Genomic DNA, 14480 nt, shown 5'->3' on the forward strand with positions numbered 1-14480 from the left:
AGCCCTCCTCAACTCATCAGACGTTCCATGCGCTCGGCCACGGCCTGCGCCAGACGCCGGCGCCAGGCCGGGCTGTGCGGATTGGCCAGCACCCGATCCTCGTGGACGAAGCTGCGGATGATGGCGTTATAGCCGAGCCAGCGGCACGGCTCGGGCTCCCAACGGCGCAGGCGGGAAATCGAGCTGTCGGGTAGCACCCAGGGCTGGCGCAGCAGTTCGCTGTCGCGACCGAGGATGAGGTCGGCCAGGGTGCGCCCGCCCAGGTTGCTGGCGCCGACGCCCTCGCCGCCGTAGCCGCCGGCCAGGGCGATGCGCTGCTTCAGGTCGCGCAGCATATGCGGCTGGAAGCGCCGCGCCATGCCCAGATTGCCGCCCCAGGCGTGGCTGAAACGCACCGTGCGCAGCTGCGGGAACAGCTCGCCCAGCAGGTAGCGACGCAGATTGCGTTCGTTCTCGGTCAGGTTGAAGTCGCGGCGCAGGCGGCCACCGAAGCGATAGCCACCGCGCGCGCCGAACACCAGGCGGTCGTCGCGACTGCGCTGGCCATAGGTGACCTGGCGACTGAACTCGCTGAAAGCCTGGCCGCGCTGCAAGCCAATGTCGGCCCAGACCTCCGCCGGCAGCGGCTCGGTGGCAATGATCAGGCTCTGCACCGGCAACTGATGCCGGCCCAGCGGCGGCAAGCCGGCGGCGTATCCCTCGATGGCCGGCACCACCCAGTCGGCACGCACGCTGCCTTGCGCGGTGCGCACCAGACCGGGCTGCCAGTCGATCACCGCACTGCGTTCGTAGAGCTGGACGCCGAGCGCCTCGACGCAGCGTGCCAGGCCGCGCACCAGCTTGGCCGGATCGATGGTGGCGCAGTGCGGGCTGTACAGCGCGCCGTAGGCGTTGGCCAGGCGCAGTTGCTCGGCCAGCTCGCTCGGCGCCAGCCAGCGGTAGTCGTCCTCGCCCAGGCCGAGCGCGCGCAGGCCGCCGAGGTACTCGCGCAGGCGCACTTCCTGCTCGGGATAGCGCGCCGCGCAGTAGAGCACCCCGCCCTGGCGCAGGTCGCAGTCGATACCCTCGCGGGCCACCACCTGCGCCACCTCGTCGGGAATGCCATGCAGCAGATCGAAGGAAGCTTTGCGTTCGGCGGCAGGCAGGCCCGCCAGCAGGCGATCCTCGCCGAGCAGGTTACCCATCAACCAGCCGCCGTTGCGCCCGGAGGCGCCGAAGCCGGCGGTCTCGGCCTCCACTATCGCCACGCGCAGCTGCGGCGCCTGGCGCTTGAGGTAATAGGCGGTCCACAGCCCGGTATAGCCGGCGCCGATGATCGCCACGTCCGCCTGCAGATCGGCCTGCAGGCGGGGTCGCGCCTGCAGCGGATCGTCGATTCGATCCATCCACAGACTGATATTGCGCCAGGGATTCATCCACGCCTCCGTCATCGATCGATGCCCCAAGGCTAGCGGCACGGCTCAGTAGCTGTCTTGCGTGCGGACCCGCGCGGAAATCTGCTAGAGAACCCGCCTAGAATCTGCTGCGCGTCGGCCCTGCTGCGTTAAAAACGGGCTATAGCTCGCCAGATCCTGGACGGGCTCTAAGATAGGCCTTCGGCGACAGCCCGGTATGCCGCTTGAAGCAGCTGTAGAAGGCCGACAGCGAGTTGAAACCGGCGGCGAAGGCCAGCTCGTCGATGCGCTTGAGGTCGCTGCCCGCCTCCAGACCGGCGAGCAGGTGCTGCAGGCGGGCGCGACTGACGTAGCGGTAGAAGCTCTCGCCGAGCACCTGGTTGAGCAGATGGGAGATCTGGTTGCGGCTGTAGCCGGTGGCCGCCGCCACCTGCTGCAGGTTCAGCTCGGGATCGAGAAAGGCTTTGCTGCGCTGGAAATACTCCTGCAGGTCCTGCGCCAGCTGGCCGAGCTGACGGGGCGACAGACCCAGCCGGCTGATCGCCGGGCGCGCACCGACCGGCTGGTCGGCAGGGTTCGCCTCGCGCACCAGGGTGGCGTACTCGTTGATGCGCCAGATCAGCCCGTCGCGCACGGTGATCGCCTCGCCGGTGCGGAACGACACCAATCCCGCACCGCCCTGCAGGCTGGTGCGGTACTGGATGAAGGCGGTGTGGCCGTCGATGCGGATGCGGTCGAGATGCTCCAGCACCTCGCCGGGGTGACGCGGCAGGTTGCTCTCGACATAGCCGCGCAGCTCGGCCAGGCGCATGCAGCGCTGCTGGTAGAAGTCGTTGTACTCCACGTCCGGGTGGTACAGCGCCAGCACCGCCTCCAGGTCGCGCTGCTTCCAGCTCAGGTGATAGCGCAGGACAGTCTCGCGGGTGCGCGCGGTCTGCGCGGCGTCGTCAGGGAAATTGTCGTCGAACATGGCGGGCATCGTTTCAGGGGCGCCTTGCAGCTTGCCCGATTCGCCCTGGCCAGCCTAGAGGGCTATGCCAGGGGCCCCTCGCGCGGGTCACGGCGCCTTCATCTCGAGCCAGTCCTCCAGGCGCACCGGCTTGTGCACGGCGAAGCCCTGCACGTAATCCACGCCCATTTCCAACAGGCGTGCGCGAATGGTGGGGGTTTCGACATACTCGGCGATGGTCTGACGCCCCAGGGCATGAGCGATTTCGTTGATCGAGCGAACCATGGCCAAGTCGCTGGGCGAGCGCTCGATCTCCTTGACGAAGCTGCCGTCGATCTTTACGTAGTCCACCGGCAGGCGCTTGAGGTACTCGTAGGAGGAGAAACCAACGCCAAAATCGTCGATGGAGAAGCTGCAACCTGCGCTCTGCAGGTGGCGCACCAGATCGGCGGTCTTGGCCAGATTGGCCACCGCCGTGGTCTCCGTTAACTCGAAACAGATGCGCCGCGGATCCACTGCATAGCGTTCGAACAGGCTCTCGATGAACCCCAGCAGCTTGTCGTCGCTCAGACTGCTGCCGGACAGGTTGATGGACATGCCGCTGCAGCGCTCCCACAACTGCGGATGACGTTCCAGTTCGCTGAAGATGCGCCGCAGCACCCAGCGATCCACCTTGCTCATGCGGTGGTAGCGTTCGGCGGCGGCGATGAAATCTTGCAGCAGCAATTCGTTCTGCATCACCAACAGCAACTCGAAATGCGGCAACTCGTTGGCGTCTTCGGCGGTCGGTGCGATCTGCTGGACGCGCAGCGCCAGCTCCTCGCGCTCGACTATGTCGTCGACCCGCGCGGCAATGGCCTGCAGCCCGGTGCGCACCTCGTCGTCAGCCACGCTGAAACGGTGCACGCGGTTGCGTCCGGCCTCCTTGGCGCTGTTGCAGGCGGTCTGCAGGTCGCAGAACAGGTTGGCCACATCATGGCGCTCGGCTGCCTCGACCACGCCGATGCTGAGGGTGATACCGTGACGGTGATCGGCCCAGACGAATCCGCTGCTCTCCGCCTCCAAGCGAACCTGTTCGGCCAGCGCCATGGCCTCGGCCTCGCCGCAATCGGGCAGCACCGCGGCGAAATCCACCCCACCGATACGCGCCACGCAACTGGCAGCCGCGAGCCGATGGCGCAGCTGACCGGCCACCTGGCGCAGGCAGGCATCGCCGGCCACCGGCCCGGCGAGGTTGTTGAGCAGGCTGAACTGGTCGATATGCATCATGATGAAGGAAGGCCGCGCCCCTTCGGCCAGACTCTGCGCCACCAGGCCCTCGAAAATCCTTCGGTTGTACAATCCGGTCAGCTCGTCGTGGCTGCGCGCATGGGCCACCTCGCGATACAGCCTCCCGACTATGTCCTGCATGCCCTGCTGGATCAGACTCTGCGGTTCGCTGACGACCTCGCCGATCAGCAGCGCGCCCTCGGCCAATTGGCTGGCCAGTTCGGCGGCGCGAAAGCTGCCGACCTCACGGCCCTGGGCGCTGACCAGTACATAGTGATCCAGGTCGCGGTTGCTCCAGATCAGCTGTAGCGGCTGGCCGTCGCGATCATGTAGCCAGTCGCCCTCCTGCAGGGCGTCGAGGCGTTCGTGCCAGCGCTGCAGCGCCTCGGGAACCGCCGGAGGAGCAGGTGGAGCAGGCGGAGCAGCGACGAACTGCACAGGTTCCTCGCCGAGCAGCTCGGCGCGCAGGCGCGCCAGCACCACACCATGTTGATAGAAGCCAGGACTGAACTCCTCGATGCGCCGGCGCAGTATCTGCAGCTGATGGTCCACGTCATAGACCCGTGCCACCTGGTCACCGTGGCTGCTGCTCTGCCCCTGTAGCTGCAACTGCCTGCAAAGCATGCTGGTCAGCGACAGGTCCAGCCGCCAGTGGTAGTTGTCCCTACCCAGGCGGATCAGGCCGTGGACCAGCAACTCGCGCCAGCCAACCGCGAGCCAGTCGAGAAAGGATTGCGCCACCCGCTCGCCACTCATCTGGGCCAACGCGCCAGCCACCTCGCGCTGGGCCAGCTCCAGGGTGTCGCGCCCCTTGTTCAGCTGTTTGAGCCACTCGACGTTTTGCCGACAGGCGCGCTGCTGCAGCTTGAGCAGCTCGTCCAGTTCCCCGTCGCAGGCGGCGAAGGCGTCGTTGTCGCCCTGGTAGTCGTTGAGGATGCGGTCGATCAGCTCCTGCAGGCGCTGTTCTAGTGCCTTGTTCGGCAGCTCGCTGTTATGGGCCAGGTGCAGCAGGCGATCCAAGGTCGCGCGTACCGGATGGGCGCTGTCGGAGATGGCTGCCGGCTCCCTGAGGGTGGCCTGCAACACCGGCAGCAGCAACCGCTCCACCGCAGGCCGGATGCTCGGAACCAGCTGCTCGCCCTGGACTATGTACTGAAACAGCTCGCTGACCAGATGGGTGTCTTCGCGCTGGCGCGCACTCAAGTGGCAAGCCTGCTGTTCGAACTGCTCAAGCAGAACTTGGGCACTCCAGCCACCGGGCGGCGCCTCGAGCCGACGCAGGTAGCCCAGCACTTCCTCGGGCACCAGTGAACTGCCCTGTTCCCGGGTCTGGGGCTCGTCCGGCGACTCCGGCGCGCACTGGCGCAGTTGGCCTATGGCCTGATAGGTTGCGCTATCCGAGGGTGTGGGTGCCGGCCCCTGGCGCCCGCGTACCAGCACCTCGGGCTCCGGCAGGGGCTCGACCTGATGGCTCTGGAAGGCTTCAAGCAGGGTTTGCAGATAGGGCTTGAGCAGCACGGGCAGGACTCGCCCGGCCTCGCCGAGATACAGCGCCCGTACTGCCGCTGGCTGATGACGCAACTGCAGGTTGGTCTGTAGCTCGCGCAGCAGAAATTCGAAGGCCAGCGGATGATCGGCATCGGTCACGTGGTGGCCGAGCAGGCGGTTGTAACAGCCACAGATATGCCACTCCAAGGCGCCTAGGGTATCGCGCAGCACCCGCACCAGGCGTCGAGCCAGGAGCATGTCCTCGACCTCGGCATCGTCGACCAGGCGCCATTCACCGCGATCATCGAACACCGTTGGCTGGATCCCGCCCATCCGCTGGATGCCTTGAGCCACGGCCTGGTAGGTCGCACGCAGCACACGCTCGCCCTGGCCGTGGCAGAAGCGCAGGAATTCGTCGCAGGCCTGCGCCTCTCGATTGGAGAAGGCGCGCATGCGCTGCTCTATCAAGGCATGCTCCAGGCCCTTGAGCAGTTCATGCAGGATAACCGGCAAACGGCCCCGCACCTGGGCGATAAGCGCATCGCGAAGTGGTACGGGTAGCAAACTGGACATCCGTGTTGCGCTCCTACCAAACAGCATTCTGGCATGACTATAGCCGGTCTTGCCGCCACGAGAACTCCCGCCATCAGAATCATGCCACCAAATAGCCATCCTTATGCATAGGGTGCACGCCGCCGGCAATGAGCAGAAACGCACGTCCTGACCAGGGCCTCGGGCTGCAGCTCGACTAGGCTAATTGATATAAGAGGGGATTGAACATGAACGAACCGGACAAGCAACCGCCGCCACCGCCACTGACGTTCTGGGAAATGCTGCAGAGCGTGCTGGCCGCCGCCTTCGGGGTGCAGAGCGGGAAGAATCGCAGCCGCGACTTCAGCCGCGGCAAACCCAGCCACTTCATCCTCCTCGGGCTGCTGTTCACCGGGTTGTTCGTGCTGGTGCTGCTGGCCCTGGTGAAACTGGTGCTGCACTTGGCGGTCGGCTGATCAGCGCAGCAGGCTGTCGATGGAGCAGGCGTAATGGCTCATCTGCGGCTGGCGAGTGGCACTGAACTGGCGGAAGTCCAGGTCGAGGTCACCCTGTTCGAGGCGCCGCATCAGACGCCCGGCAGCTTCGTCATCGACCAGGCGCAGCAGGCTGGCCACCTGATCCTTGCCGCCGCGCGCGGCGAAATCCAGCCCCTTGGCGTGGTCGTGGAGCATCACCAGGGCACAGGCGCCGAGCAGGAAATGTCCGCTGGCCAACACCTCGATGCGCCCGTCGACGCGCGCCTGCAGCACCCGCGCGGAATTGTTCAACGCCGCGTAGCGCAGCTGCCGCCCCTGCTCGGCGGCCGCCTGCATCACGCCGAAGGCCATCTCGTCGTTGGCCGACCACACCAGGCTCAGCTGCGGGTAGCGCGGCAACAGGGCCAGCGACTGCTCGTAGGCGCGCTGCTGGCGCCACTCGCCGTACAGCACCTGCTGCAGGCGGACATGCGGCGCCTCGGCCAGGGCTCGCTGCAGGCCGACGATGCGCAGGGTCGCCGAGGGCGTCTGCTTGATGCCGGTGAACGCCAGCATCTGCGCCGGCTCACCGCCGGCCAGGGCGATCAGCGCCCGCCCCATCAGGTAGCCGGCTTCCTCGTCGTTGGGCACCAGACTGCCCAGCCAGTGGCGATAGCGCTCGCGGCTGCCGCCGACCAGCGCCTGCTGCTCCGGCGTCAGGGTGCTGTGCAGGGCGAACAGACGCACCTGGGTGCCGTCGAACAGGCGCAGGATCTCCGGGCCGGTGAACTGCTCGTTGACGAAGATCAGGTAGTCGGGCAACTCGCCCCGCTCCAGGACCTCATGAGCGTTGCGCAGAATGCGTGCGGTATCGCGCTCGCCGTAGATCACCCGCAGGTCGATGCCCAGATCGCCAGCGGCGTCCTGCATATAGTGCGAATAATCGGCCCAGAACGGCTCGGCGGCATGGCCGGGGTTGAGAAACACCACGGAAAGCGGCCGCCCCTGCGCCTCGGCAACGCACCAGCCCAACATGGCCAACAGCCCCAGCACCCACCTGATCACGACGCCCCTCCCAATAACCGGGCGCAGTATAAGGGCATAAGCGCAAAAAGGCCGACCGCGGTGGCGGGTCGGCCTGTATGCCGGCGCGGGTGCTACTGACCGCTGACCCAGAACACCGCCGTGGCCACGGCAATCAGGATCAGGCTGAAGATGGCCCAGGCGTCGACGCGGCTGTCGGTTTTTTCCATTTCGCTGTGGTCGTGCATGACTCCCCCTGGTTCTTGTGCTTATGGGTGACACGCCCTGCAGTTAAGACCAGCCCGAGCCAGGGCTCAAGCCCTCAGGTTATGTTCCGTCGCGCTCTTATTGCTCAAAGTTCTGTTTATATACTCAAACATCACTTTTACGCATAAAGCTGAGCTGGTATCGTGCCCCGGCTCCGTGGGGAGTGCGCGGCCGTGCGCGCTGATTGGCAGTAGTAGCCTGACAACAGGACCCTTCATGTACGTATATGACCAGTACGATCAGAAGATCGTCGAGGATCGCGTCAAGCAGTTCCGCGATCAAACCCGCCGCTACCTCTCCGGAGAGCTGAGCGGCGAGGAATTCCGCCCGCTGCGCCTGCAGAACGGTCTTTATATCCAGCGTTTCGCGCCCATGCTGCGCATCGCCGTGCCCTACGGCCTGATGTCCTCGGCACAGGTGCGCATGATGGCCAAGATCGCTCGCGACTACGACAAGGGTTACGCGCACATCAGCACCCGGCAGAACGTGCAGTTCAACTGGCCGGACCTGGAAGACGTGCCGGAGATTCTCGCCGAGCTGGCCACCGTGCAGATGCACGCGATCCAGACCAGCGGCAACTGCATCCGCAACACCACCACCGATCAGTTCGCCGGCGTGGCCAAGGACGAGATCGTCGATCCGCGCCCCTGGTGCGAGATCATCCGCCAGTGGTCGACCTTCCACCCCGAGTTCAGCCACCTGCCGCGCAAGTTCAAGATCGCCGTCAACGGCGCCGTCAGCGACCGCGCCGCCATCGAGGTGCATGACATCGGCCTGGAAGCGGTGAAGAACGCAGCCGGCGAGCTGGGCTTCCGCGTTTCCGTCGGCGGCGGCCTGGGCCGTACCCCGATCGTCGGCAGCTTCATCAACGAATTCCTGCCCTGGCAGCACCTGATCAGCTATCTCGACGCCATCCTGCGCGTGTACAACCGCTACGGCCGTCGCGACAACAAGTACAAGGCGCGCATCAAGATCCTGGTCAAGGCGCTGACCCCCGAGGTATTCGCCGAGCGGGTGAACGCCGAATGGGCGCACCTCAAGGATGGCCCGAGCACCCTGACCGACGCCGAAGTGGCGCGCGTTGCCGGCCACTTCGTCGACCCGGCCTATCAGGCCCTGAACGACGAAGACGCCCTGCTCGCCCAGCAGGACGCCGAGCACCCGGGCTTCGCCCGCTGGCGCCAGCGCAACACCTTCGCCCACAAGAAGCCCGGCTACGTCGCCGTGACCCTGTCGCTCAAGCCCACCGGCACCGCGCCGGGTGACGTCACCGACAAGCAGCTCGATGCCATCGCCGACCTGGCTGATCGCTACGCCTTCGGTGAAGTGCGCAACAGCCACAACCAGAACATCATCCTCGCCGACGTCGAGCAGCGTCAGCTGCTGACCCTGTGGGGCGAGCTGCGCGAGCAAGGCTTCGCTACGCCGAACGTGGGCCTGCTGACCGACATCATCTGCTGCCCGGGTGGCGATTTCTGCTCGCTGGCCAACGCCAAGTCGATCCCGGTGGCCGAAGCCATTCAGCGCCGCTTCGACGACCTCGACTACCTGTTCGACATCGGCGACATCGACCTGAACATCTCCGGCTGCATGAATGCCTGCGGTCACCACCACGTCGGCCATATCGGCATCCTCGGCGTGGACAAGAAAGGCCAGGAGTTCTACCAGGTCTCGCTGGGTGGCAGCGCCGGTCGCGAAGCCAGCCTGGCGCAGATTCTCGGCCCGTCCTTCGCTCAGGACGACATGCCGGACGTGATCGACAAGATCATCAAGGTCTACGTCGAGCAACGCACCGAAGAAGAAAGCTTCCTCGATACCTACCGCCGCATCGGTATCGACCCGTTCAAGGAGCGCGTCTATGCAGCGAATCATTAAGAACGGCCAGGTGATCGACGAAACCTGGCACCTGCTGGCCAAGGACGTGACCCTCGACGCCATCCCCAACTGTGACGACATCATCGTTCCGCTGGCGCTGTGGCGCGAGCACGCCCATGCGCTGAAGGCCCGCGACGGCGGCCTGGGCGTGTGGCTGGAAGCCGGCGACGAAGTCGAGGAAATCGCCGACGATCTCGCGCATTTCCAGGTGATCGCCCTGGACTTCCCGGCCTTCACCGACGGTCGCCATTCCTCCAGTGCCTACCTGCTGCGCACTCGCTACGGCTACACAGGCGAAGTGCGCGCCATCGGCGACGTGCTGCGCGACCAGCTGTTCGCCCTGCGCCGCGTCGGCTTCGATGCCTTCGCCCTGCGCGCGGACAAGGACCCGTACGACGCGCTCAAGGCCTTCGAGGACTACAGCGAGGTCTACCAGGCCTCGGCCGACCAGCCACAACCGCTGTTCCGCCGCCGCGCCTGATCGCCGCCGCTTGTACGCAAAAGCCCCGCTATTGGCGGGGCTTTTGCGTTTGGTGTGGCGCAGCTGCGCTCCGCGAATGCGCGACGGCTTACCCCCAATTGCAGCCGGGCTACCGGCAAGATCCTGCTTCCCTGCGCCTAGGAAGTCGCCCGCACCGACTCCCAGGCGATCTGCGCCAGGAGTTCGCGACAGGCCCCCAGCTCGCTCTGGCTGCGGCCGGCCAACCAGTTGCGAGCCAGATCCTGGCTCGGGCCGATCACCACCGCGGCGAAGCAGTCGTCGGCCATGGCCCTGAACAGCCCCTGCTGGCGGTACTCGTCCAGTGCCGCGAGAATCCGCGCGAAGTGCAGGCGATTGGCCTCGCGCAGCGCCTCGCCCATTTCCCCTGCCTCGACCCGACCGCGACTGTGCAGGATGAAGCGCGCCCAGTCCGGATTGGCCACCACCCAATCGATATAGCTGGTCACCAGCAGCTTGACGCAGGCCTCGGCGCTGCCTGCCTTGGCGAAACCGTGCTCGAGCCGTTCGGCGTACTGCGCGGTGCCGGCCAGGTACAAGGCACCGATGATGCGCTCCTTGTTGCCGAAGTGGTGATACAGGCTGCCGATGCTGGCGCCGGAACGGTCGCGGATCATCTCGATGGTGGTGGCATCGACGCCCTGCTCGGTGAAACAGGCCAGCGCGGCCTGGAGAATCTCGTCTTTACGCGATGGACGGGCCATGCCACTCCCTGATGACTAGAATATTTTTCTAGAATTATTTTCTAACGTTCGTATACTGCCCCGGCGCGCGCTCATCTTCAATCGCAAACCCGCAGGAGACAGTCATGAGTCAGATGTTGCAGATGTTCCAGCAAGCCGGCCCGGCGCAGTTCAACGCACTGATCGGCCAGGTCGCCCCCTACTTCGCCAGCATCGCCCCGCAGATGGTCGAGCTGCGCCCCGGCTATGCCGAGCTGACCTTCCCCAAGCGTCGCGAGGTGCTCAACCATATCGGCACGGTGCACGCCATCGCCCTGTGCAACGCCGCCGAACTGGTCGCCGGCAGCATGACCGACGCCTCGATCCCGGCCGGCTGTCGCTGGATTCCCAAGGGCATGACGGTGGAGTACCTGGCCAAGGCCGACGGCGATATCCGCGCCGTGGCCGACGGCAGCGCGTTGGACTGGAGCCAGCTCGGCGACATCAAGGTGCCGGTGCTGGCCTATGTCGGCGACAAGCCGGTGTTTCGCGCGGAAATCACCATGTACGTCAGCCGGGCGTGAAACGCAGAGGCCCGTCGAAGGCGGGCCTCTCGCTCAATCCAGCCTCACCAGCACGCGGCCGACCATGCCGCCGGCGAGTATCCGCTCGATGGCCGCCGGCAACTCTTGCAGGGCGACTTCCTGGCACAACGCCGAGAGATCGAGCTTCCACTGCAGCGACAGCTTGTCCCACATCGACGCCTTGACCACCAGCGGCAGCTCAACGGAATCCACGCCAAGCAGGTTGACCCCGCGCAGGATGAACGGCAGCACGCTGGCCTGGAAGCCGACGCCGGCGGTCAGCCCGCAGCACGCCACGCTGCCGCTATGGCGTAGGGACTTGACCACATTGAACAGGATGTCGCCGCCCACGGTGTCCACCGCCGCCGCCCAGCGCTCCTTGAGCAATGGCCGTTCGACGCCCTGCAGCAGCTCTTCGCGGCTGACGATCTCGTCGGCGCCGAGACCACGCAGGAATTCGCCCTGCTCGGCCTTGCCGGTGGCGGCCGCGACCCGGTAGCCCAGCGCCTTCAACAGCACCACGGCGATACTGCCGACCCCGCCGGTGGCGCCGGTAACCAGCGCAGTGCCGGCCTCGGGGGTGACTCCGGCCTGCTCCAGCTTGTCCACGCACAGCGCGGCGGTGAGGCCGGCGGTGCCGAGGATCATCGCCTCGCGCAGGGACAGGCCCTGCGGACGCTTGATCGCCCAAGCCGCCGGTACGCGAATGTATTGGCCGAAACCGCCGGCGGTGTTCATGCCCAGGTCGTAACCGGTGACTATCACCTCGTCGCCTGGGGCGAACTCGGCGACGGCGGACGCCTCCACCACGCCGGCAGCGTCGATGCCCGGCGTGTGCGGATAGGCTTTGGTGACGCCACGGTTGCCACTGGCCGACAGCGCGTCCTTGTAATTGAGCGAGGAATAGCGCACGCGGATCAGCAGCTCGCCAGCGGGCAGCTCCTCGATCCGCCGCGCCACCACCTGGCGTTGAAAACCGCCATCGGCGCCTTCGCTGACCAGCAAGGCCTTGAATTCAGTCATCACCTTCTCCTCTTGTCGTTGTTCGGTGGCGTGCTCTTACCAGAAGCGCTGCTGATTGAGTCTGCTCAGCCAGGTCAGCACGAAGCGGTCCAGGGCCATGCTGGCAGCCAGCCCCACGCGCTCCTGCAGGCTCTTCTTGTGGGCGAAATGCAGGTGGAACAGCTCGGCCTCGGCAGCGCGCTCGGCCAGGTATTGGTCGCTGGTCTTCAGTTCGTCCACCAGCAGGCGCTCCTGGGCGGACAGGCCCAGCCAGACCTCGCCGGTGGCGATGGCGTCGATATCCAGTTGCGGGCGGTAACGGGCGACGAAGCCCTTGAACAGCTCGTGGGTGGTTTCCAGGTCTTCCTGGAACTTCTCCCGGCCTTTTTCGGTGTTCTCGCCGAACACGGTCAGGGTGCGCTTGTACTCGCCGGCGGTGAGCACCTCGAAATCGATGTCGTGCTTCTTCAGCAGGCGATGCACGTTGGGCAGCTGCGCCACCACGCCGATGGAACCGAGGATGGCGAACGGCGCAGCGAGAATCTTCTGGCCGATGCAGGCCATCATGTAGCCGCCGCTGGCCGCCACCTTGTCGACGCAGACGGTGAGCGGGATGCCGGCCTCGCGAATGCGCACCAGCTGCGAGGAGGCCAGGCCATAGCTGTGCACCATACCGCCGCCGCTTTCCAGGCGCAGCACCACCTCGTCCGAGGCCTTGGCCAGCGACAGCAGCGCGGTCACCTCATGGCGCAGGTGATCGGTGGCCGAGGCCTTGATATCGCCGTCGAAGTCCAGCACGAACACCCGCGGCTTGCTCGGCGGGTGCTTCTTCTCCCGTTTGGCCGCCTTGGCCTCGGCCTTGCGCGCGGCCTTGAGCTGGTCCTTGTGCAGTACGCTGTGCTCCAGGCGCTCGCGCAGGTCTTTGTAGAAGTCGTTGAGCTTGTGCACCTGCAACTGGCCGCTGCTGCGCCGGCCCTTGCCGCGCGTAGCGGCGACCGCCGCCAGCACCAGGACGATGGCGACCACCAGGGTCAGGGTTTTCGCCAGAAAGCCGGCGTACTCGCTAAGAAACTCCACAGATCCCCCTTGGACAATGCGGCGGCGCCGAGGCGCGCAAAGGCTCAAGCATACCGGCGCCATCGGCCGGCGGCCAAGCGCGACGAAGGTCGACGGGCACCGTACAGCGGATTCAAACAAGCGTATGTTTTTTCGTTGACAGCCCCCGAGCTTCCTCATACCCTCGCGGAACTTTCAACGCGCCGGGACCGAAACGGACGTGGGCAGCATTTACCTGATTCGACATGGCCAGGCCTCATTCGGCGCGGACGACTACGATGTCCTGTCCGCCATCGGCGTGCGCCAGGCAGAAGTATTGGGCGAGCACCTGAATCAGCTCGGCATCGTCTTCGATCGCTGCGTCAGCGGCAGCCTGCGCCGCCAGCAGCATACCGCCAATGCCGCGTTGCAGCGCATGAGCGACGCCCCGCCACTGGACATCGACGCGGCCTTCAACGAGTTCGACGCCGATGCGGTGATCCGCGCCCTGCTCCCGGGCATCCTGCCCGAAGAACCCGAGGCCCTGCATATCCTGCGTAACGGCGCGCAGAACCGGGCCGAGTTCCAGCGCCTGTTCTCCAAGTTGATCGCCCGCTGGGTTTGCGGCGAATACGAGCAGCCCGGTCTGCAGAGCTGGCAGGCCTACGTCGAGCAGGTCGAAGGCGGCCTGGCCCGCATCCTCGAGCAGGCCCGGAGCAAACAGAACATCGCCGTGTTCACCTCCGGCGGCACCATCACCGCCCTGCTCCGGTTGATCACCGGCGTACCGGCGGACAAGGCCTTCGAACTGAATTGGCAAATCGTCAACACCTCGCTCAGCCAGCTGAAGTTCCGCGGCCGTGAGGTGAGTCTGGCTTCCTTCAACAGCCATGTGCATCTGCAGCTGCTGAAGGCGCCGGAGCTCATCACCTACCGATGAGTTTTGGCCCACTGCGGCCGCGAGGCTGCGCGAAAAACCTGAAAAAAGGATAAGACCATGAGCGTTGCTGACATCGTCCAAACCATGCAATCCAAGTTCAACGCCAGCGCCGCCGCCGGCCTGGATCTGGTGTTCCAGTTCAATATCGAAGACGGCGAGAACTACGCGCTGATCGTCAAGGACGGCACCTGCGCCGTCGAGCAAGGCGACAACCCGAACGCCAACGTGACCCTGATCATGGACAGCGAAACCCTCAAGGGCATCACCAGCGGCGAAACCGACGGCATGCAGGCCTTCATGGCCGGCAAGCTGCGCGCCGAAGGCGACATGATGCTGGCGATGAAGCTGGGCGAACTGTTCCCGGTCTAAGCGTCTAGGCTGACCGTGACACAGACGAAACCGGAGTCCTTGGGCTCCGGTTTTTTTATGCGCAGCCGCCGCCTGCGGGCGAATCAGGCAGCTTGATTGTGGTGCAACACGCCCGCC

Annotated in this window: 13 protein-coding genes; 6 read left to right on the forward strand and 7 right to left on the reverse strand. The window is 65.6% G+C overall.

The window, feature by feature from the left end:
• Positions 1 to 8: 8 nt before the first annotated feature.
• From ACIGFL_RS20865 to ACIGFL_RS20875, 3 genes are all read right to left on the reverse strand, one after another.
• Positions 9 to 1415 (reverse strand): NAD(P)/FAD-dependent oxidoreductase, encoded by a 1407-nt coding sequence (locus ACIGFL_RS20865; protein ID WP_397498430.1) that lies wholly within the window; start codon positions 1413 to 1415, stop codon positions 9 to 11.
• 139 nt (positions 1416 to 1554) lie between these two features.
• Positions 1555 to 2364 (reverse strand): helix-turn-helix domain-containing protein, encoded by an 810-nt coding sequence (locus tag ACIGFL_RS20870; protein WP_397498431.1) that lies wholly within the window; start codon positions 2362 to 2364, stop codon positions 1555 to 1557.
• Positions 2365 to 2451: 87 nt separating this feature from the next.
• A complete protein-coding gene (locus ACIGFL_RS20875; protein ID WP_397498432.1) occupies positions 2452 to 5673 on the reverse strand; it encodes a DUF1631 family protein in 3222 nt (1073 codons plus the stop codon).
• Positions 5674 to 5879: 206 nt separating this feature from the next.
• Between ACIGFL_RS20875 and ACIGFL_RS20880 the strand changes: the two genes are divergently transcribed.
• A complete protein-coding gene (locus ACIGFL_RS20880) occupies positions 5880 to 6107 on the forward strand; it encodes a DUF2970 domain-containing protein (RefSeq protein WP_397498433.1) in 228 nt (75 codons plus the stop codon).
• Here ACIGFL_RS20880 and ACIGFL_RS20885 read toward each other — a convergent pair whose 3' ends face one another.
• Positions 6108 to 7142 carry an ABC transporter substrate-binding protein gene (locus ACIGFL_RS20885; RefSeq protein WP_397498519.1) on the reverse strand — a complete coding sequence of 345 codons (1035 nt, stop codon included), beginning with the start codon at positions 7140 to 7142 and terminating at the stop codon, positions 6108 to 6110. It lies immediately after the preceding gene.
• Between the two features lie 471 nt (positions 7143 to 7613).
• On the opposite strand from ACIGFL_RS20885, the gene ACIGFL_RS20890 reads away from it, so the two are divergent.
• Both ACIGFL_RS20890 and ACIGFL_RS20895 read left to right on the forward strand, forming a co-directional pair.
• Positions 7614 to 9272 carry a nitrite/sulfite reductase gene (locus tag ACIGFL_RS20890; RefSeq protein WP_021443928.1) on the forward strand — a complete coding sequence of 553 codons (1659 nt, stop codon included), beginning with the start codon at positions 7614 to 7616 and terminating at the stop codon, positions 9270 to 9272.
• Positions 9256 to 9753 (forward strand): DUF934 domain-containing protein, encoded by a 498-nt coding sequence (locus ACIGFL_RS20895; RefSeq protein WP_021443929.1) that lies wholly within the window; start codon positions 9256 to 9258, stop codon positions 9751 to 9753. The genes ACIGFL_RS20890 and ACIGFL_RS20895 overlap by 17 nt, the downstream gene beginning before the upstream one ends.
• A gap of 137 nt (positions 9754 to 9890) precedes the next feature.
• On the opposite strand, the gene ACIGFL_RS20900 is transcribed toward ACIGFL_RS20895, so the two are convergent.
• The gene (locus ACIGFL_RS20900; protein WP_397498434.1) at positions 9891 to 10475 is read right to left on the reverse strand and encodes a TetR/AcrR family transcriptional regulator; all 585 of its coding nucleotides are present in this window, start codon (positions 10473 to 10475) and stop codon (positions 9891 to 9893) included.
• Between the two features lie 104 nt (positions 10476 to 10579).
• On the opposite strand from ACIGFL_RS20900, the gene ACIGFL_RS20905 reads away from it, so the two are divergent.
• On the forward strand, positions 10580 to 11017 hold the full coding sequence (locus ACIGFL_RS20905) for a hotdog fold domain-containing protein (protein ID WP_397498435.1): 438 nt from the start codon (positions 10580 to 10582) through the stop codon (positions 11015 to 11017).
• Positions 11018 to 11050: 33 nt separating this feature from the next.
• Here ACIGFL_RS20905 and ACIGFL_RS20910 read toward each other — a convergent pair whose 3' ends face one another.
• Positions 11051 to 12040, reverse strand: coding sequence for a YhdH/YhfP family quinone oxidoreductase (locus tag ACIGFL_RS20910; protein ID WP_021443932.1), 990 nt, complete (start codon positions 12038 to 12040; stop codon positions 11051 to 11053).
• A gap of 36 nt (positions 12041 to 12076) precedes the next feature.
• Positions 12077 to 13096, reverse strand: coding sequence for a protease SohB (sohB, locus tag ACIGFL_RS20915; RefSeq protein ID WP_397498436.1), 1020 nt, complete (start codon positions 13094 to 13096; stop codon positions 12077 to 12079).
• A 199-nt stretch (positions 13097 to 13295) separates the two neighbouring features.
• On the opposite strand from sohB, the gene ACIGFL_RS20920 reads away from it, so the two are divergent.
• Both ACIGFL_RS20920 and ACIGFL_RS20925 read left to right on the forward strand, forming a co-directional pair.
• Positions 13296 to 13994 (forward strand): histidine phosphatase family protein, encoded by a 699-nt coding sequence (locus ACIGFL_RS20920; protein ID WP_397498437.1) that lies wholly within the window; start codon positions 13296 to 13298, stop codon positions 13992 to 13994.
• Between the two features lie 57 nt (positions 13995 to 14051).
• On the forward strand, positions 14052 to 14363 hold the full coding sequence (locus ACIGFL_RS20925; protein ID WP_003239871.1) for an SCP2 sterol-binding domain-containing protein: 312 nt from the start codon (positions 14052 to 14054) through the stop codon (positions 14361 to 14363).
• Positions 14364 to 14480 lie beyond the last annotated feature (117 nt).

It is taken from the genome of Pseudomonas sp. NPDC077649, assembly GCF_044542855.1.
In the GTDB taxonomy this organism is placed as follows: domain Bacteria; phylum Pseudomonadota; class Gammaproteobacteria; order Pseudomonadales; family Pseudomonadaceae; genus Aquipseudomonas.